18 protein-coding genes are annotated in these 18393 nt (G+C 41.8%); 16 read left to right on the top strand and 2 right to left on the bottom strand.

Annotated elements, in window-relative coordinates:
* Nucleotides 1-869: 869 nt before the first annotated feature.
* From N693_RS0118715 to N693_RS0118665, 12 genes are all read left to right on the top strand, one after another.
* The gene (locus N693_RS0118715) at nt 870-1628 is read left to right on the top strand and encodes an ABC transporter ATP-binding protein (RefSeq protein ID WP_037593683.1); all 759 of its coding nucleotides are present in this window, start codon (nt 870-872) and stop codon (nt 1626-1628) included.
* Nucleotides 1615-3531, top strand: a complete 1917-nt coding sequence (locus N693_RS0118710; protein ID WP_025786371.1) for an FtsX-like permease family protein — start codon at nt 1615-1617, stop codon at nt 3529-3531. The genes N693_RS0118715 and N693_RS0118710 overlap by 14 nt, the downstream gene beginning before the upstream one ends.
* A gap of 67 nt (nt 3532-3598) precedes the next feature.
* Nucleotides 3599-3997: a VOC family protein gene (locus tag N693_RS0118705; protein ID WP_025786370.1), complete on the top strand. Its 399-nt coding sequence runs from the start codon at nt 3599-3601 to the stop codon at nt 3995-3997.
* A 16-nt stretch (nt 3998-4013) separates the two neighbouring features.
* Nucleotides 4014-4151 carry a hypothetical protein gene (locus N693_RS20710; protein WP_253271229.1) on the top strand — a complete coding sequence of 46 codons (138 nt, stop codon included), beginning with the start codon at nt 4014-4016 and terminating at the stop codon, nt 4149-4151.
* 12 nt (nt 4152-4163) lie between these two features.
* On the top strand, nt 4164-4703 hold the full coding sequence (locus tag N693_RS19555; protein WP_253271228.1) for an ankyrin repeat domain-containing protein: 540 nt from the start codon (nt 4164-4166) through the stop codon (nt 4701-4703).
* A gap of 171 nt (nt 4704-4874) precedes the next feature.
* Nucleotides 4875-5198, top strand: coding sequence for a PadR family transcriptional regulator (locus N693_RS0118695; protein WP_025786369.1), 324 nt, complete (start codon nt 4875-4877; stop codon nt 5196-5198).
* Nucleotides 5195-6070, top strand: a complete 876-nt coding sequence (locus tag N693_RS0118690; RefSeq protein WP_025786368.1) for a permease prefix domain 1-containing protein — start codon at nt 5195-5197, stop codon at nt 6068-6070. Before N693_RS0118695 ends, N693_RS0118690 begins: the two co-directional genes overlap by 4 nt.
* Entirely contained in the window at nt 6070-7089 is a 1020-nt protein-coding gene (locus N693_RS0118685) for a hypothetical protein (protein WP_025786367.1), read from the top strand. Before N693_RS0118690 ends, N693_RS0118685 begins: the two co-directional genes overlap by 1 nt.
* A 62-nt stretch (nt 7090-7151) precedes the next feature.
* Nucleotides 7152-7463, top strand: a complete 312-nt coding sequence (locus N693_RS0118680; protein WP_025786366.1) for a hypothetical protein — start codon at nt 7152-7154, stop codon at nt 7461-7463.
* 394 nt (nt 7464-7857) lie between these two features.
* Nucleotides 7858-8466 carry a serine/threonine protein kinase gene (locus tag N693_RS0118675; protein WP_025786365.1) on the top strand — a complete coding sequence of 203 codons (609 nt, stop codon included), beginning with the start codon at nt 7858-7860 and terminating at the stop codon, nt 8464-8466.
* A 353-nt stretch (nt 8467-8819) separates the two neighbouring features.
* Nucleotides 8820-9365: a hypothetical protein gene (locus tag N693_RS0118670; protein ID WP_025786364.1), complete on the top strand. Its 546-nt coding sequence runs from the start codon at nt 8820-8822 to the stop codon at nt 9363-9365.
* Nucleotides 9362-10375: a hypothetical protein gene (locus N693_RS0118665; protein WP_025786363.1), complete on the top strand. Its 1014-nt coding sequence runs from the start codon at nt 9362-9364 to the stop codon at nt 10373-10375. The genes N693_RS0118670 and N693_RS0118665 overlap by 4 nt, the downstream gene beginning before the upstream one ends.
* A gap of 201 nt (nt 10376-10576) precedes the next feature.
* Here the strand turns inward: N693_RS0118665 and N693_RS0118660 are convergent, their stop codons facing one another.
* Complete coding sequence (locus N693_RS0118660) at nt 10577-11872, bottom strand: MFS transporter (protein ID WP_025786362.1); 1296 nt, start codon at nt 11870-11872, stop codon at nt 10577-10579.
* Nucleotides 11873-11992: 120 nt separating this feature from the next.
* Between N693_RS0118660 and N693_RS0118655 the strand changes: the two genes are divergently transcribed.
* Nucleotides 11993-13210, top strand: coding sequence for a helix-turn-helix domain-containing protein (locus N693_RS0118655; RefSeq protein WP_025786361.1), 1218 nt, complete (start codon nt 11993-11995; stop codon nt 13208-13210).
* Nucleotides 13211-13270: 60 nt separating this feature from the next.
* Here N693_RS0118655 and N693_RS0118650 read toward each other — a convergent pair whose 3' ends face one another.
* Entirely contained in the window at nt 13271-13906 is a 636-nt protein-coding gene (locus N693_RS0118650; protein WP_051508791.1) for a nitroreductase family protein, read from the bottom strand.
* A gap of 110 nt (nt 13907-14016) precedes the next feature.
* On the opposite strand from N693_RS0118650, the gene N693_RS0118645 reads away from it, so the two are divergent.
* The 3 genes from N693_RS0118645 (at nt 14017) to N693_RS0118635 (ending at nt 17590) form a co-directional block, all read left to right on the top strand.
* Nucleotides 14017-14370 carry a helix-turn-helix domain-containing protein gene (locus N693_RS0118645; protein WP_025786359.1) on the top strand — a complete coding sequence of 118 codons (354 nt, stop codon included), beginning with the start codon at nt 14017-14019 and terminating at the stop codon, nt 14368-14370.
* 180 nt (nt 14371-14550) lie between these two features.
* Nucleotides 14551-15891 (top strand): Nramp family divalent metal transporter, encoded by a 1341-nt coding sequence (locus N693_RS0118640; RefSeq protein WP_025786358.1) that lies wholly within the window; start codon nt 14551-14553, stop codon nt 15889-15891.
* A gap of 142 nt (nt 15892-16033) precedes the next feature.
* Nucleotides 16034-17590 carry an ABC-F family ATP-binding cassette domain-containing protein gene (locus N693_RS0118635; RefSeq protein ID WP_025786357.1) on the top strand — a complete coding sequence of 519 codons (1557 nt, stop codon included), beginning with the start codon at nt 16034-16036 and terminating at the stop codon, nt 17588-17590.
* The last annotated feature ends 803 nt before the right edge of the window (nt 17591-18393 follow it).

Here is an 18393-nt window from a genome sequence, read left to right as displayed (position 1 = left end):
ATCACTTTCCATGGTTTATGAGCACATATTGAGTTTTATGATCACTTTCCATGGTTTATGATCACAATTAGGGTTTTATGATCATTTTCCATGGTTTATGATCACATTTAGAGTTTTATGATCATTTTCATTGGTTTATGATCACAATTTGAGTTTTATGATCATCTTCCTTGGCTTATAATCACATTTAGAGTTTTATAATCACTTTCATTGGTTTATGATCACATTTAGAGTTTTATGATCATTTTCCATAGTTTATGATCACATTTAGAGTTTTATGATCATTATCCATGGTTTATGAGCACAATTTGAGTTTTATGATCATTATCCATGGTTTATGAGCACAATTTGAGTTTTATGATCATTTTTCATTGGTTTATGATCACAATTTGAGTTTTATGATCATTATCCATGGTTTATGATCACATTTAGAGTTTTATGATCATTTTCATTGGTTTATGATCACTTTTTGAGTTTTATGATCATTTTCATTGATTTATGATCACTTTTCATGATTTATGAGCATAATACTAGGCTTCTAGTAGTCCTCTTACTATGAAAGATACTTTCGCTTTCCTAAAACGGGTAGGAAATGCTTCGCAAACCGGAGTACACTAACTAAATCTTAGTTTTGGTTGGTGAAGAGCACTTTTTGCGTAATCAGGTGTGTTACTTGCCTTTGGGCATGTCGGAAACACGGTTGCCGCTGGTATTTCCAAAGGGAAATGACTTGGTGAAACCCGTAAGTGACAAAACTGTAAGGTTGCTCACACAGATTGTCATCCAAATCGAACGACTCCACTGTTTTTCTGCAGTAAAGTGAGTGTATAGAAATCAGGGAGGCGTTTTAAGTGTCACAACAAAGAACTATGTTAGAAGCCACTTCACTACGTAAGTCGTTCGGAACTCGTGGACAAATACAGCACGTTTTAAAAGGAATCGACTTCAGGGTGATGGAGGGCGAATTCGTCGGAATCATGGGCCCTTCAGGTGCAGGGAAGACGACTTTGCTCAATGTGCTTGCAACGATTGATCGTACTACGGAAGGCTCGATAAAAATAAATGAAACAGATGTCTCTTCGATGAACAACCGTAAGCTATCACAGTTTAGGCGCGAACAGCTCGGGTTCATCTTCCAGGATTATAATTTGCTTGATACATTGACGGTAAAAGAGAATATCTTGCTTCCGATTTCAGTTGGAAACGTGAAGCGGGTTGTGGCGGAAGATCGTTTCAAATCGATTGCACGTACTCTTGGTATTGAAGAGCTTGCTTATAAATACCCTCATGAAATCTCTGGGGGACAAAAGCAACGGACTTCTGCCGCTCGGGCTTTAATCAATGAACCATCAATTGTGTTTGCGGATGAGCCCACCGGAGCACTTGACTCGAAATCTGCGTCGTCTCTGCTAGGTACGCTAGCAAAAGTGAATGAAGAACGGAAAGTTACGATCATGATGGTGACTCATGATCCAGTCGCTTCAAGTTACTGCAATCGCGTTGTATTCCTGAAAGACGGTACGATTTACTCCGAGCTGTATCGAGGGGATCAGACGAGGCAGCAGTTCTTTCAAGAAATCCTGAAAGTGCAAGGGATTCTTGGAGGTGACAGCGTTGACGCTCTTTGATCTCGTTGTCCGCAGTATGCGGAAAAACTTGAAACATTACTATTTATACTTTTTTGCATTGATTTTAAGTGTTGTACTTTATTTTGTATTTGCTTCATTGCAACATGATAGTTCGGTGTTGGAACGAACGGAAGCCTCTTTTAAAATGGCATCTGGATTCAAAGTTGCAGGAATTTTATTGCTGTTCATCTCTGGTATATTCCTTCTTTACGCAAATTCCATTTTCTTGAAACGCAGGAGCCGTGAAGTAGGGCTCTATCAACTGATTGGTTTGTCAAAGTTTACAGTAACCCGGATGTTGGTGACAGAGAACTTGTTGCTGGGGACAGGAGCATTGGCCATTGGAATCGGTCTCGGGTTGATTGTTTCTAGGGTGTTTTTACTGCTATTAATGAAACTTGTCGGGATAGAAGGGGTACTGAAACTGTCGTTTTCAGGAACGGCAATTGTACAGACTGCCGTCGTGTTTGTCGTGCTTCTTGTATTAACCTCTCTGCAAATGGCGTTTTCAGTGAAACGCAGTACATTACTTGAATTGTTCAAGGTGGATCAGTCCGGAGAAAGCATCAAAAAGCCGAAAACCGTTGTTTCCGCCGTATTTGGGATTTTGGGGATTCTCTTAATTGGATTCGGTTATTGGTTATCTGGCCATATGATCAACAGTTTGCTGTTTTTCAATATGATTGCCGTCTTAGTATCAGTCGTTCTCGGGACATATCTGCTGTTTCGAGTGACGATAGGTTGGATACTGTACCAAATCAGGACATCTAGAAATGGTCATCTCGGTTTGTCGAATAGTTTGTCGATAGCACCATTAATACATCGGTTGAAAGCAAATGCGAATTCACTGACGATTATTACTGTGTTATCAGCAATGACGCTCACGATGCTTGCAGCTGCTTATTCAACTTACTATTCATCGGGAAAAGAAAATCGGCTGATGCAGCCATTTGATTATATGATTGTGGGAGATACGCCTGCGGCAGATCAGTTCCTAAGAATGCTTGACAAAGCGAATATTTCATATCATGAATCTGACATCGAGGGACTTCAAGTAGTTAGTGAGTATGAGAAAGAACTGAATCCAATGCTCCATTACACGAACGTGCAGATTCGTCTCGTAAGCGAGAGTCAATTGCGTGAAGCTGGTCTGCCGATTGAAGTGAAGGGCCAGCACTCAGGCGTGTTAATGGATAGTTCCATCTATTGGATGCTGAAATCTGTGGATGTTCCAGTGAACCTAATACTTGAACCTGAAGGGGTGAACAAGACCGTTTCCATCGAACGATTTGCAGAAGGAAATGCATTCAATAGTGTCGATTTCGCTTCAACACTTGTTGTGAAAGATGAGCTATTTCAGGCGATTAATTCAGGTTACGTAGATCAAGATGGAACGGCCCTGACTCATACCACAGCCATCAATTTACAAAATAAAGAACAACTTGAAGAAGCAACTGACCTATACAATGAAATCGAAAGTTCTGGGAAAAGGTTCGATTACTATACACAATACCAAAACGCACTGCAGTCTAGCGGTATGCTAATCTTCATAGCTGGATTCTTAGGTCTCGTATTCCTCATTTCAACAGGAAGTATTTTATACTTCAAGCAAATGACAGAAGCTGAACAGGAAAAAGCAAGTTACACGACATTACGTCAGCTAGGATTCAGTGTTCAAGAAATCATGAAAGGCGTTGTGAAAAAGCAACTATTCGTGTTCGGATTGCCGCTTGCAATTGGATTGTTACATTCGGTTTTTGCTTTGAAATCCGCTTCGTTCCTATTCATGTCTAATGTTACGGTTCCGACCGTAATTGCAATGTCTGTCTATATAGGAATCTACTTAATATTCGCATTCTTGACGATCGGGTATTATCGTAAAACGATTCAAGCTGCGTTATAATTAAGTTATCGGAAGCGTCCGCTATTCAAAATGAATAGCGGGCGTTTTTTAGAAAGGGGATTTACATATGAAAGGCTTGCTTCATCACGTTGAATTATATGTATCTGATCTGGAACGCTCAGTAGAGTTTTGGGGATGGCTACTCGAGGAGTTAGGATACACGTTGCATCAAGACTGGCCAGAGGGGAAGAGTTGGAAACTAGGTGATACGTATTTAGTATTTGTCCAAACGGAAGAACGTTTTCTAGATGTATCGTATCATCGATGTAGGACTGGCCTAAATCATCTAGCGTTCCATGCGGAATCCAGAGCGCACGTGGACTCAATTACTAGGCATCTGCAGGGTCGTAACGTGCGCATTCTTTATCCTGATACTCATCCGTACACAGGTGGAGAATCCCATTATGCAGTGTATTTTGAAGATCCGGATCGGATGAAGGTGGAAGTAGTCGCTCCAAACGAATGAGTCAGGAGGCATTCCAGTGCGTAACTTGTTCATGATAGGTATCGCTGTTTTTTTGATGTCATCATGTGTGCCTGATGAAAAAGATGGGAATACCGACACTAGACTAGGAGGAGATCTAATGACAACTGAGCTATTGAAAGCTGCCAATCAGTAAGATACAGAGAAAGTGAAAGAACTGATAGAGCAAAACACAGAGTCGGACACACAAGATAGCGAAGGAAGAACTGCGCTTATGATTGCAACGTACAATAACGATGCACCAACCGTCAAAGCATTATTAGATGCAGGGGCAGATGTCGACATACAGGACAATATGCAAAACAATTGCTTCCTTTATGCAGGCGCAGAAGGATACATAGATATTTTAAGGTTGGCAAACGAAGCAGGAGCGGATCCCGGAATTACTAACCGGTATGGTGGGGTTGCAATCATTCCGGCTTCGGAGCGTGGCCATGTTGAAATGGTAGAAATCCTGCTGAATGAGACCAAGGTCGATGTGAATCACGTGAATAAGCTCGGATGGACGGCTCTCATGGAAGCTGTCATTTTAAGTGACGGTGGTGTCAGCCAGCAAGAAATTATTAAAGTTCTGCTGAAACACGGAACAGATCAGTCGATTACGGACAATGATGGCATAACTCCGTTGCAGCACGCGAAGGACAAAGGGTATTTAGGAATAGTGGATATTTTAGAAGCTACCCAGTAATAAGTTGATAATCTCGTTACTCTTAAAGATTTTAAGAGCGACGGGATTTTTTATTATCAATATAGCAATAGAGCCCTTGTATTGCGAGGTATATAATAGTAAGATATGGTAAAGAAGTACACCTTGCATTGCGAGGTACTACTTTCAATTTTAAAAAACGAGGTGGATACAGTGGATCAGGAAATGATGAAAGGCAGCATCGATTTGCTCATTTTGTCATTGATTGCCCAGCGAGATATGTACGGGTACGAAATGGTGAAAGTGCTGAAAGAGCTCAGCGACGATACGTATGAGATGAGTGAGGGGACGTTGTATGCGGCGTTGAAACGTCTTGAAAAAAAGACATGGATCACTTCCTACTGGCAGCAAACGGAAAGTGGACGAAGGAAATATTACCATTTGTCGGAGGAAGGTACGCGTGCGCTGGAAATGAAGAAAGAGAATTGGGAATGGATGAATGCCCTGGTCCATAAAAGTTCGGAAGGTCTCATATGAAACACTCCTTCGAACGATTCGTAAAAAAAGTAATCCAGGAAACGGACTGCAGCCGGGAGGAACGGGAAGACCTTTTCGAAGAGTTAGTCATCCATCTGGAATGCGCGTGTGAGGATTTCAAAGGGAACGGATACAACGAGGAGGAGGCGGCTCATTTGGCAATGAGGAATTTCGGGGACGGGAAGTATGTAGGTAGAACACTGCAGCATGCGATGTATCCGTATCGTAGGGAAATGCTGCTAACGCTCAGCATCGGCTCTTTAATACTTACGTATGCTATCTTTTTAAGTCAGTTATTCGTAATGGGTGATTCCCATATTGGCTGGCTATTGCTTGGAGTTCTCACAAGTTCTAGCATATTGTTCCTGACACTGCGTCCAGTTGCTTCGCTTAACCGTCGGGCAGTCATGAATACTTTGCTCGTGGTCCATGGTTTTGTCATGGCGGCAGGGATGTTGCTTGATTTCGATTCACCATACTCTATGATATTTGCGACACTTGATACACTTATCGTACTGCTGGCGGTTGTTTTGATTTTCCGGACGACGATTTACGATGTGCCTGCGACTGAAGTGAATTTAAGGACAGGAACAAAATTCGTCCATTATTTCAACTTATCGATGGGTATTCTGTTGATTCTAGGCACCTTGTTTTTCCTCTATGCATTCCTAATATTTGCTTCTGATGGATATTGGGGGCTCTGGAAACTGTTCGTGCCACTTGCTTTTTGGGGGATTGTCTATGCCCTACAACTGATCTTGCTGAACCATGGCCGAAAGAAAATCGCTTATTCAGTTACTGCAGTTCAATTTTTACTGCCAGCCGCACTCTTCGTATTATGGATTCTGGTTGTCAGAGGGGGAGCATCCTGATGAAGAGAATTATAGTGTTGGCAATAGGGATTTTGATCGTAACTTCTGTTTGCATATTTCTCGGTTTGACACTTCAAGTACCGGAATCGGAAAAGCAACAGGGACTGACAGGGATTTATGACGTGTCAGAAACGGGGGATGTCGGTTATGTGACGTATGAAGATGGTAGACCGACGTTGTATGTAAAGTCAAACGGTATCAAACAAGTGGCTCAGTTACCGCCGGACCAGGCGATTTCGGATGTCATCATGATACCAGGTAAGAAAAAGGTTCTCTATGTAAATTCCGACAAAACACTTAGTGAGACGAGTAAAAGCGTAGTGCATGAAATAGATCTTACAACAGGTGAGGATGAAGTTCTGTTTGAAAAAGACGCAATTATTACGGAACTTGCACTAGACGATGCAATGGTCGACCAGCTATTCTATCTACAAGCAAATGTCTATTTGAACTACTCACCGGTTGCCAGCGAGTATCCACATGAGTTTGACGTACATAGCTACGATCTAAAGGAAAAAATACAGTCGAAGCTTACAAATTTGAAAAAGTATAACATGGCATCCCTGCAAGTATCGGGTAAAGAGAAATCCGTTTACATTCAAATGGACGATGATGCAGATGCGGACACGGCGGAGGAGATTTTCGAGACGAAACAACGTATTTTTCAGATTCCTCTCGCTCAACCGGATCAGTCTAAAAAAATCTTCATCCCAATGGATATGGAAGATCTCTACGATTTTGTTTTAGTACCCGAACAATCACTTCTCATTTATCAGGCGGTTGCTGGAACAAACAGTAAAGGGACGTATGAATATGAATTGTTTTCCTATGACTGGGAGGCGATGGATACGAAGCAGCTGACATTCCAGAAGAACTACGCTGACCGGCCATTACTCGGTGATGATGGTCAGCTCTATTACATGATGGACTATAATTTTGCAGGCAGGTCACCGGAATATGAACTATTTCGGATGAATCTGGAGAACGGAGAAACAGAACAGGTTCAGCTAGCTGAGTAAGAGTGTCCTGAATGACAAGCTGAACAGGGAAAAACAGGTCAAAAAGAGAGGGGAGTGATGAGATGGAAAGCAGCAAGCCAATCAGTAAAAAGTATGGGAAAATCAGCTATATATCTTTAGTAATAGGAGTTATTTGCTTTTTCATAGTGTTTATACCTCCGACACGAATCGCAAACATCGGTAATGCAGGAGGGGATTATCTGACAATGTTACTGACTGCGGTAGGAATGATTCTCTCGATCTTAGGCATTGTATCGAAAGAGGAGAGAAACGGCATTCCAATCATCGCTCTCATCTTCTCCTCCTCCTTCTTTATCTTTTGGGGCAGTGTTATTGTGCTGTTGTTTACGGGACAGATGAATTTTGCTCCGTAAAACGGAAAGTTTCCAGGAGGTTTTACAATAATTATTGAATTTCTCAAGTGAAATTTGATAGCACTTAGAATGATGATCCAAATATTTTATGTGCTATCAAATTGGCCACTATTTTCTGCTCTCTGACAAGATTACTTTGTTATGTTTGACATCTAATCTGGTTAAACTTATAGTGAACCTACATAATAATATATCCAACTTCCACTAAGGGGAGTAGCTAATACAGTAAAAGTCGTCAATACAGGATTTAGATCCTCGGCTTTATTGGCAACAATCGTTGTTTGCGAGACCTTACCATTTATTTGGTGAGGTCTTTTGTTTTCTTCGAGACATTATGACCAAGAATTGGTTATGGTGTCTCTTTTTATTTTTTTAAGTTATGGGAGGTTACCCTTTGAATAATTATCTAGAACTTGCAAATTCAGTTGTTTTTAATAAGAAGAATCGCCTTATTAGCTATGACAAATCTTTAAAACTTATCGGAACAGGGAGAAGTGCATTTGTTTTTAAAGTGAAGTCATTAAATATAGCAATTAAAGTGTTCTTTCCTGATTCTACGTACATTGCTAAAGAAGAAGCTGAAATTTATAAAACGCTTCAAGATATTAGTTATTTTCCATATATCTATGAAGCTGGAGTGAATTATATTGTCATGGATTTTATCGATGGTTATACTCTCTTTGAATGTATGACACATGGGAAAATCATTACTTCGGATCATATTAAAGAAATTGATTACGCATTATCATTGGCTTCAGATTTGGGGTTGAATCCATCTGACATTCACTTACGTAATATTTTCATCACATCTAATGATGAGATAAAGCTCATAGACGTTGCACGTTATCGACAATTGAAAGACTGTAGGCAATGGAGTAATCTTAAAAAAGCCCATCGTCAATTTTACTCTAAACGGTACTTTTTAAAGAAAGTTCCGATCCCATTCTTGAATTTCGTGGCTTTCCTTTATAAAAAGGGGCTTATACCATACTACCGATCATGAAGAATTGATCGTGCACTTTCATAATTCATACACGGTCTTGAAATAGTTCGCACTGTAAAATAAGGGAATGTAGATGTAGTTAATGGGGTTTTATAGTAAGAACTATTTGCCACTAAGTAAATTTTCCAAGGGACTTGTATTTAATTCTATTTTAAACAGCATTCCCTATTAAAAGAGGGCATTGTCACATGCCCAGCATAATGGTAATCTGAAACAAATGCTTTCATTGTATTGTGGGGGATCAATCTGTGGGACGCTTTCTGAAAAAGTTGCCGTTGAGCTTTTCCATCGGCTCGCTTCTTTATATATATACTATCTATCTGTTTCACCTATTCAGGTCGGGAGATGCGTATATGAGCTGGTTGCTGATCGGGGTTTTGATAAGTTCAGTACTTCTATTTAACTCAACGCATTCAAAGAATTGGATGAGCAGACGTCGCGCTGTGATGAATACTTTGCTCATTGTGAATGGTTTCTTATTAGGTTATGGGACGCTTCTCGCAACTAATTTAGAACGCCCGTATTCAACAAGTCTTTCAATCATTGGTTATCTGTTGGTATTGTGTGCAATCATTTGCATTTATCGAACGAGTCTCCGTCACGAAATGCCAACAAACGCGAAGTTACTACATGCCCTTAATATCACAATCGGCATCGTGTTAACATTGGGTACGTTGTATTTCATATACATATTCTTTCTATTCAGTGAAGATGGAAACGGAGAGGTCTGGAAGCTATTTGTTCCACTTGTATTGTATGGCATCGCTTATGCAATTCAAATGAGGGCACTAGGTGCGCAGCGTAAGAGTTTTGTGTATACAGTTGCTGTCGTACAAATCCTAATGCCGGTTGTGCTTCTTCTAATATGGATGGTAGTACCAGGGGAGGGAGGACTTTGAGAAAAACTATTCTGTTCGCAAGCATAATTATACTAGTGACAGGAATTTGCGTGTTGCTCGGGTTCACCTATAGCATTCCAGATGAGGAAAAACAACAAGGGCTGACGGGGCAATTTGATGTTTCCACACAAGGGGATATAGCCTATGTAACATATGAAAGAGGAAAACCCACGTTATATGTGAAATCTGAGCAGTTGAGACAAGTCGTTCAGCTTCCCTCGAATCAGTCGATTTTAGATCTTGCGATGATGCCGGACGGAAAAACAGTGCTCTATGTAAACTCGGACAAAGAGTTGGATGAGCATAGTAAAAGTATCATTCACCAAGTTCATATTGAATCGGGAAAAGATGAAGTCCTTTTCACAAAAGAAGCCATCGTTATGGAGCTAGTGATCGACCCGAAGGATGAAGATCGAGTATTCTATTTGCAAGCAGACCAATTTTCCAACTATTCACCGGTCGCAAGTTTGTATCCACATGACTTTGACGTACACAGTGTTCAGCTGGAAACGGGGGAGCATGAGCAACATACGGAGTTAAGCAAATACAGTATGTCCTCTCTTCAAGTCTCCGGTGAAGACGATTCCATCTATATACAAATGGATGACGATGCGGATTTGGAAACAGCTGCAGACACCTTTGAAACGAAAGGTCGTGTTTTTAAAATCGCATTGTCCAACTCTGACCACAAAATGGTGATAAGTATCCCGGAAGATACACAGGATCTCTATGATTTCGTACTTATTCCTGACCGTTCTGAACTTGTTTACCAAGCGGTAGCAGAGACAAATTCGGAGGGGATTTTTGAATACGAGTTGTTCTCATATAATTGGGATACGCAAAGCATTACACAACTCACTAATTTACATGAGTATGCTGAGTACCCCATCTATGGAGCTGACGGAAAAGTGTATTTTATGGTTGATAAAGACTTTGGTGGAAGGCGCCCAGACAATTCATTGTATAGGATGAGTCCAGATGGAAGCGATGTGGAAGAAGTATCGCTTTAGGAATTAAGTTGGTTTGTAATTGAAAGCAATGAAAAAGCAGATGCCCACGTTTAGTTGTGGACATCTGCTTTTTTGTCATGTAGCTGCTCTAGGATATTCCCCTGTATTCAACGGTTTCAGAATTATTATAAATCTCAGCCGGTTTGCCTTTGATCAGCCCATCAACTGAATTGAAGGCCAGTGGATAAGTAGATAGTATTTTTAAGTAGATACCGTTTTCAGTTCCTCTTCAGGTTTCGTCCCAGTTACCTGGCGGATGACGGAAGCGCGTAGAAGGATGAACACCGTCATGATCAGCAACACACTTGAACTGATGAGTATCCAAGGTGCGGGCAGTACATCGTACAAAAATCCGAACAGCACCATCCCGAGTGGCATAAGCGCCATCGCCATCGTTTCCAAGATGGAGAACACACGACCTTTATAGTCATCGTCGATCAATTTCATCATGAACACTTGGAGAGGCGTGTTAATGAGCGGTCCTAAAGCTCCGCTGATAAATGAAATCGTCATGTAAAATGCAAACACGCCTCCGTATGAAAAGAGAATTAGCAGAGGCACCGCAATGATCCCCTGCAGAAGACCAAGTGCTACGATTCCCCACTTGGACACTCGTAGCGGTGAAGAAAACGGTTTACGTGCGGCTAAATAGATGGACATGAGCAGTATGCCGACCGCCATCGCACCTTCGACTAATCCAAAATGGGTAGGAAGCATTTTCAGTTTTTCGATAAGGATGAACGAATAGCCGACGGTAACTGCGCCAAACAGGAAGTTGACGAGTAGTGCGACCCAGATCATCGCCATTAAAAGTGGTTGCAGTCGGGCATACGTTAACCCGGCTTTCATACTGTCGAGCATTTTCTCTTTCGGTGCGCCTTCTTCTTTCGCTTTACGTTTTGCAAACAGATTGAAATTCATCGTCGACTCTAGCAGGACTGCAAGAATTGAAGCACCTGCATAGAGACCTAGAAAGACTTCCATGGGAACAGCTCCATAAAGCAGACCACCTACTGCTGGACTTCCGATTGCTGCAAATGAGATTGACATTTGGTTCAGAGACATCGCTTTTTGAATCCGATTTTCATCGACAAGACCTGTGATGGAGGACGTGAAGGCGATGCTCGAAAATGTTGACGCTAAGGATAGCACAACGGTTGTTGCGTAGATGGCAGTCAACGATAACTCATTAGTCAACAAGCTAATGGTAAGCAGTCCAAGTATCGCCATGGAAGAAACAACCTGTGCTATGATGACGATTCTTTTTCGAGAGTAAGTATCTGCGACGTATCCAGCAAATGGACCCATGAGTGTGCGAGGGAGGATGCTGCAAATTAGGTTCGCTGCAAAACTCGTAGCAGAACCCGTTATTTGCAAAATGTAAAAGCTAATGGCAAATGCATAGATTTGCGCACCGAATGCACTGATCATCTTGCTCGCAGCAAAAGTCCACAAGTGATAGGTGGCGCGCTTCAATTTTTTTACGCTTTCATCCAAAATAGTCACTCCATTCAGAAAGTTTAATAGGATTAAACAAAGAATAACATGTGCACTCTTTCATTTCAAGAAAAAGTTTAATATAATTAAACTAACTTGTTGAATCAGGAGTGAAGCACTATGAGAACATTAGGGGAGCGAATCAGATCTCTTAGGAAACAGAGGAAGTTGACGTTGGAATCATGTGCAGGCGAGCAGATGACAAAAGGTATGCTCAGTCTGATTGAAAATAATAAAGCGAATCCCTCGATGGAGAATCTCAATTATTTAGCGAAGCGTCTCGAGGTCGAAGTATCTGAACTGATGGAAGAAGTGAGCGGCAGCGAGCTCCAAGCCCTACTGGACAAAGCCGAAAAAATTGTTAAATCAGAAGACAAAAAAAAATACGGGGAAGCTTTAGAAATGATTGAGCCATTACTCCCAAAGCTTTTGTCTGGTTACACCGCTGGTCGTCTATTAGAAATCTACAGCAAATTCTCTTATTTACTAGGTCGTTCAAATTGGCAACCAATAGCGGAAAGAGCATCAGCTATTTACGAAGAGCTCAATATCGTACCGCGGCGGGCTGCAGTCGGAATCTTCTGGGCTATGGTGTTGTTCACTGAGCATCGGTATGAAGAAGCACTCGCTCGGCTGTTAGAGGAGAAAGCAGAAGTGGAAAGCCGAAGTGGCTATATCGATTCTCTGACACGTCTAGATTTATACACATATGAGGTGATTTTCCGTTTTGCGGTAAATGATACGATTGAAGCGACCCGGCTGATGAATGAGGCAATTAGCTATTCGAAAGACAAAAAAATCTTTTACCAGGTCGATCAACTTTACAGGCTGGCGGCTTATCGAGCAATAATAGATGGAGACGATGAAAAACTTGATTACTATGAGCGGAAGTTACTCCAATACGGGGAATTTGCAGAAGATGATCATGCGATCTGGTTTACGAAATTGGTTCGTATCCATCAGTTGAATTCTTTCCGTCATGACCATGAAACGGCACTTAAGAAGCTATCGGAAATGACAGACCCTATGCCCCAGCATGAATTCTTCCCGAATTTCTTTGCGCTAGAACGCGGAAAAGCGCTCTATGGGACGGGGCACTTCCAAGAAGCGCTGCACATGCTACAACAAGTTGTCATCAGTGAGAATGTGCATCATCCGTACGACCTTTCCATGTATTATGAGAAGGATGCTTATGCTGCACTGTGTGCTGAGCAACTTGGTAATTTGTCTTACGCCCGCAAGCTCGCTGAAATAGCAGATTCCAATATGACACAGATGCCGGATACACCCTATACACAGTTTGTAAGGGAGACAGCTAAACGCTTAGCAACACAATAAAAAGCACGCAAAAACAGAGAATGCACCGTTCGATGCGGTCTCTGTTTTTTGAAGCTGTGCTTATTTGAATACTTGCAAACGGTCTTCGATGGGGAGGAATTCCTTTTCTCCTGCAGGCGCTACTACTTTTCCAAAAGGCATTTGAGACATGAGCTTCCAAGAAGTCGGAAGGTCCCACTCTGCTTTTACTGCATCATCAATCAATGGATTGTAATGCTGGAGACTTGCACCATATCCTTCATCTGATAGAGCAGTCCAGATGACGTGCTGGACCATACCGGATGATTGTTGTGACCATGTCGGGAAATTGTCCTTGTATTCTTGGAACTGTTCTTGTAAGTTCTCGACAACTTGCATATCTTCAAAGAAAAGAATCGTTCCGTAACCACTGCCGAACATCGTCATACGCTGTGCAGTCGATTCGAAATTCTCTTCAGGAACTATTTTCTTTAAGGTATCACTTGTGATTTCCCAAAGTCGTTTGCTTTGTTCACCTAGCAGGACAACGACACGTGCTGTTTGTGAATTAAATGCAGAAGGTGTATGCTTCACTGCATGTTGGATGAGTTCCTCCAGTTTTTCGTCGGAAAGGATCGGTTCATTATTAATGACGTAAATAGAACGCCGGTTTTCAACGGACTCCAAAAATGTTTGTGACAAGATGAATTCCTCCTTAGTTTTGCATGAATGGCTCATTTAAGAGCTGATTTGCTTCTCTTACAGTATAGTCAGCTGATTTCTAATGTGGAAGTACGCACTTTAAAGTGGTATAGTATCCAAAAAGATACCGTTAGGGGGGAGTTAGTATGGAAGGCGAAGTGTCTCAATGTCGAGTGGAAGAGGCGCTCGGAATTGTTGTGGGGAAATGGAAGCCGGTTATTATTTTGTATTTGTTACATGAAGGGACGAAACGGTTCAGTGAATTAAAACGTAGCATGCCAGGGATTACGCAAAAGATGTTGACGAAACAGCTTCGTGAATTAGAAGAGGAAGATATTATCCAACGCGTGGTGTATCCTCAAGTTCCTCCTAAAGTGGAATATTCGATGACGGATTATGGTAGAACGTTGAGCCCGATTTTAGAGGCGATGCATGAGTGGGGGACCCATCATATCGTTCACAAGCAGAATATGGGGATTGTTGAGCAACAAGCAAAATAGGAATAGATGTTAAAGAAGCCGCTCAGACTATTCTGAACGGCTTTTATGATTCCAGTTTTTGAAGGTTCAAGCAAAGAAATTTACTTCTAAAAAAATCGTGATATGCTAGTAAACATTAAATGGATGTGTCTTACTATAATTAAAAAGTTGCACAAGGGAAAGAAAGTTAGGAGGTTATTTATGGACGATAATAAAGATGGATGGCTTCGAGAAAGCACAGGAGTTAGCCTTGAAGAAGTTAATAGCACAATTAATGTCCGAAACAAAAAAGGATTTTGGCGTAAACTTTTTGCATTCGCTGGCCCCGGTTCACTCGTAGCAGTAGGATACGTGGACCCTGGTAATTGGGCAACTTCAATTGCTGGGGGTTCACGTTTCGGATATCTATTGCTAAGTGTAATTCTAATTTCAAATTTAATAGCTGTGCTTCTGCAGTCTTTGTCTGCAAAACTTGGAATTGTAACCGGAAAAGATTTGGCGCAAGCTACAAGTGCTTCCGTTGGTAAGAAGATGTCGATATTCTTATGGATTATTACAGAGTTAGCCATAATTGCGACAGATCTGGCGGAAGTGATTGGCTCGGCGATTGCACTGAATCTGTTATTTGGGATTCCGTTATTAGTCGGTATTGCCATTACCACATTGGATGTCTTACTCCTTCTCTATTTACAGAGGAAAGGTTTCCGTATTATTGAATCGATTGTCATTGTTTTAATGGCCACTATTTTTGCCGTATTTGTGTTCGAAGTGATTTCCTCTAAACCGGAATTATCTTCATTGTTTGCTGGATTTATCCCACAGACTGAAATTGTAACGAATCCGAGCATGTTGTTCATTGCACTCGGAATTTTAGGTGCCACAGTCATGCCACACAATCTGTATTTGCACTCTTCCATTGTACAAACACGAAATTATGAACGAACTCAAGAAGGGAAAAAAGAAGCCATTAAGTTCTCACTGATCGATTCGGGGTTCTCGTTGACGGTTGCATTCCTCATTAACTCTGCGATCCTTATTTTGGGAGCAGCAGCTTTTTACGGAACGGAACTGGATGTCTCCGAAATTGAAGCTGCTTATAATTTGTTGAGTCCAACTTTAGGAGTGGGGATTGCCAGTACATTATTTGCAGTGGCATTACTTGCATCGGGTCAAAATTCAACGATTACAGGAACGATTAGTGGTCAAATTGTTATGGAGGGGTTCATTAATTTACGGATTACTCCTTGGCTGAGAAGACTGATTACTCGCCTACTCGCCGTTATTCCTGCTTTTATCGTCACATGGATTGCAGGTTCTAAAGGTACAGGAGAATTGCTGTTGTGGAGTCAAGTCATCTTGAGTTTGGCACTTCCTTTTGCGGTAGTTCCTCTTGTTAGGTTTACTAGTGATAAGAAGAAAATGGGCGAGTTCGTGAATTCGTTGCCTATCAAGATTATGGCTTGGACGAGTACAGTCGTCATCATCATTTTGAACGTGTTCCTAATCGGCTACATCCTAGTGACGGGGCATGACCTAGGTTAAATAAAAACGTCTCTTCCATGGAGGCGTTTTTTTGATGGAGAAGGTGGCGGGCAACCGCTGTTTCTAGTATGATAACGGGTAGATGTGAAATGATGAAGCATGCATTTCAATTGAATCTGGGAAGAAAGAATAGGTGTACATCATGAGTTTATTAACTGTGTCAAACTTGAGTCATGGTTTTGGAGACCGTGCGATTTTTGAAGACGTGTCGTTCAGACTGTTGGCAGGCGAGCATATTGGACTTGTCGGTGCAAACGGAGAAGGTAAATCGACGTTTATGAATATTATTACACGCAAACTGGAGCCGGATGCGGGGACAGTCTCTTGGGCGAAGCGTGCACGGGTTGGATATTTGGATCAGCATGCTGCACTTAAACAGGGAATGACCATCCGTGACGTATTACGGACTGCATTTCAATATTTGTACGATATGGAAAGTGAAATGAATGAGCTGTTTGCGAAAATGGCAGATGTAGATCCGGACGAACTGGAAGCGATTTTGGAAGAGACGGGTCAAATACAAGATGATCTTGAACAACATGACTTTTATATTTTGGATGCCAAAGTGGAAGAAGTTGCAAATGGTCTTGGGCTAGATGAGTTCGGGTTGGACCGTGATGTAAATGATCTGAGTGGTGGTCAACGTACGAAAGTGTTACTTGCTAAATTGCTGTTAGAGAAACCAGATATTTTGCTATTGGATGAGCCGACGAACTATTTGGATGTGGAGCATATTGAATGGTTGCGTACCTATTTGCAAAACTATCCAAGTGCATTCATCCTGATTTCGCATGATATTCCATTTTTAAATAGTGTGGTGAACTTGATTTATCACATGGAAAATCAAGAAATCACACGCTATGCAGGAGATTATGATGAGTTTTTACGTGTTCATGAGATGAAGAAGCAGCAAGTTGAAGCAGCTTATAAGAAACAGCAAAAGGAGATCGCCGGATTGAAGGATTTTGTTGCCCGTAACAAAGCCAATGCAGCGACAAGTAAGATGGCGCAATCTAGACAGAAAAAACTCGATAAGATGGATATGATCGAACTGGATTCTGAAAAGCCAAAACCCCGTTTTGACTTCAAAGTGGCTCGAACTCCAAGCAAGTATTTGTTTAAAACAAATCAACTCGTAATCGGATACGATGAACCGTTGTCTAGTCCGCTGGATCTTGAGATGGAGCGCGGTCAAAAAATCGCTTTGTCTGGGGCGAACGGGATTGGTAAAACGACGTTGCTGAAGAGTTTACTTGGGGAGATTCCGGCATTGTCAGGATCGGTGGAGCGTGGAGAGCACTTGGCCATCGGTTATTTCGAGCAAGAAATGAAGTCAGATAGTGACAAGACTTGCTTGGAAGAAATTTGGAGTGAATTCCCTCACTTTACACAGTATGAAGTGCGTGCAGCTCTTGCACGTGTGGGTCTGACGACAAAGCATATTGAGAGTAAAGTAAAAGTCTTGAGTGGTGGCGAACGGGCAAAAGTTCGGTTATGTAAGTTGGTCAATCAAGAAACGAACTTACTTGTGCTGGATGAGCCGACGAATCACTTAGATGTCGATGCGAAAGCTGAACTGAAGCGCGCGCTGACAGAGTTTAAAGGGAGTGTCCTGCTCATTTCCCACGAGCCTGATTTTTATGAGGGTGTCGTGAACAAAATGTGGAACGGCGAGACATGGACGACGAAGATGTTTTGATAGGAGATACTGTGAGTATGCCAATGAAGGTTGGTGTGCTCGCAGTTTTTTTGTGAAAGAACAAATGAACAAGTGAAGATGAAATCCTTTAACTATGCTGAACTGTGTCCGGTTGCAGAATAACACTACCACGTGACAGTTTCTTACCGGGATCTGGCCGATTGAGCTGTGGTAGACCATCTTAAAACAAGCGAAGCGCTACAAATTAATCCCTAAACTCAATAGGATTGTGTCCCGTTATCGACAAACTCTTCGTTGTGTCGGAGAAATCCATCTGAGTGTCGGACAAATTCGAGTGAGTGATAGAAAATTATTGGTGAGTGATAGGCAAACTCAACGAAGTGACCGAGAACGAAAACTGTTGGTTGAAGTGCATCATGGCATGGTGGAATCGCGTTTTGTATGTCCATGAGAAAGAGGATGCTTGATAGAATCGTCTGGAATGCTCTGTTTATGAGCGGAATGGGGGATTTATGATCACATACCTGAGTTTATGAGCGGAAACCGCGATTTATGATCACACCCCCGAGTTTATGAGCGGAAACAGTGATTTATGAGCACACTCCCGAGTTTATGAGCGGAAACAGTGATTTATGAGCACACTCCCGAGTTTATGAGCGGAAAACCTGATTTATGAGCACGCTCCTGAGTTTATGAGCGGAAAACCCGATTTATGAGCACATACCTGAGTTTATGAGCGGAAAATGCGATTTATGATCACATACCTGAGTTTATGAGCGGAAAATGCGATTTATGAGCGCACTCCCGAGTTTATGAGCGGAAACCGCGATTTATGAGCACAC

The sequence above is a fragment of the Sporosarcina sp. D27 genome (assembly GCF_000586555.1).
Taxonomy (GTDB): Bacteria; Bacillota; Bacilli; order Bacillales_A; family Planococcaceae; genus Sporosarcina.
Note: the sequence above shows the minus strand (reverse complement) of the source record. Positions and strands in the feature narration are given on the sequence as shown.

What these genes read in the sequence shown, in the direction of transcription:
- N693_RS0118685 (WP_025786367.1), top strand. Translation starts at nt 6,070, where the DNA reads ATGAAGAGAATTATAGTGTTGGCAATAGGGATTTTGATCGTAACTTCT.
- N693_RS0118680 (WP_025786366.1), top strand. Translation starts at nt 7,152, where the DNA reads ATGGAAAGCAGCAAGCCAATCAGTAAAAAGTATGGGAAAATCAGCTAT.
- N693_RS0118655 (WP_025786361.1), top strand. Translation starts at nt 11,993, where the DNA reads ATGAGAACATTAGGGGAGCGAATCAGATCTCTTAGGAAACAGAGGAAG.
- N693_RS0118635 (WP_025786357.1), top strand. Translation starts at nt 16,034, where the DNA reads ATGAGTTTATTAACTGTGTCAAACTTGAGTCATGGTTTTGGAGACCGT.
- N693_RS0118670 (WP_025786364.1), top strand. Translation starts at nt 8,820, where the DNA reads ATGAGCTGGTTGCTGATCGGGGTTTTGATAAGTTCAGTACTTCTATTT.
- N693_RS0118650 (WP_051508791.1), bottom strand. Translation starts at nt 13,906, where the DNA reads ATGAGCCATTCATGCAAAACTAAGGAGGAATTCATCTTGTCACAAACA.
- N693_RS0118705 (WP_025786370.1), top strand. Translation starts at nt 3,599, where the DNA reads ATGAAAGGCTTGCTTCATCACGTTGAATTATATGTATCTGATCTGGAA.
- N693_RS0118690 (WP_025786368.1), top strand. Translation starts at nt 5,195, where the DNA reads ATGAAACACTCCTTCGAACGATTCGTAAAAAAAGTAATCCAGGAAACG.
- N693_RS0118640 (WP_025786358.1), top strand. Translation starts at nt 14,551, where the DNA reads ATGGACGATAATAAAGATGGATGGCTTCGAGAAAGCACAGGAGTTAGC.
- N693_RS0118715 (WP_037593683.1), top strand. Translation starts at nt 870, where the DNA reads ATGTTAGAAGCCACTTCACTACGTAAGTCGTTCGGAACTCGTGGACAA.
- N693_RS0118645 (WP_025786359.1), top strand. Translation starts at nt 14,017, where the DNA reads ATGGAAGGCGAAGTGTCTCAATGTCGAGTGGAAGAGGCGCTCGGAATT.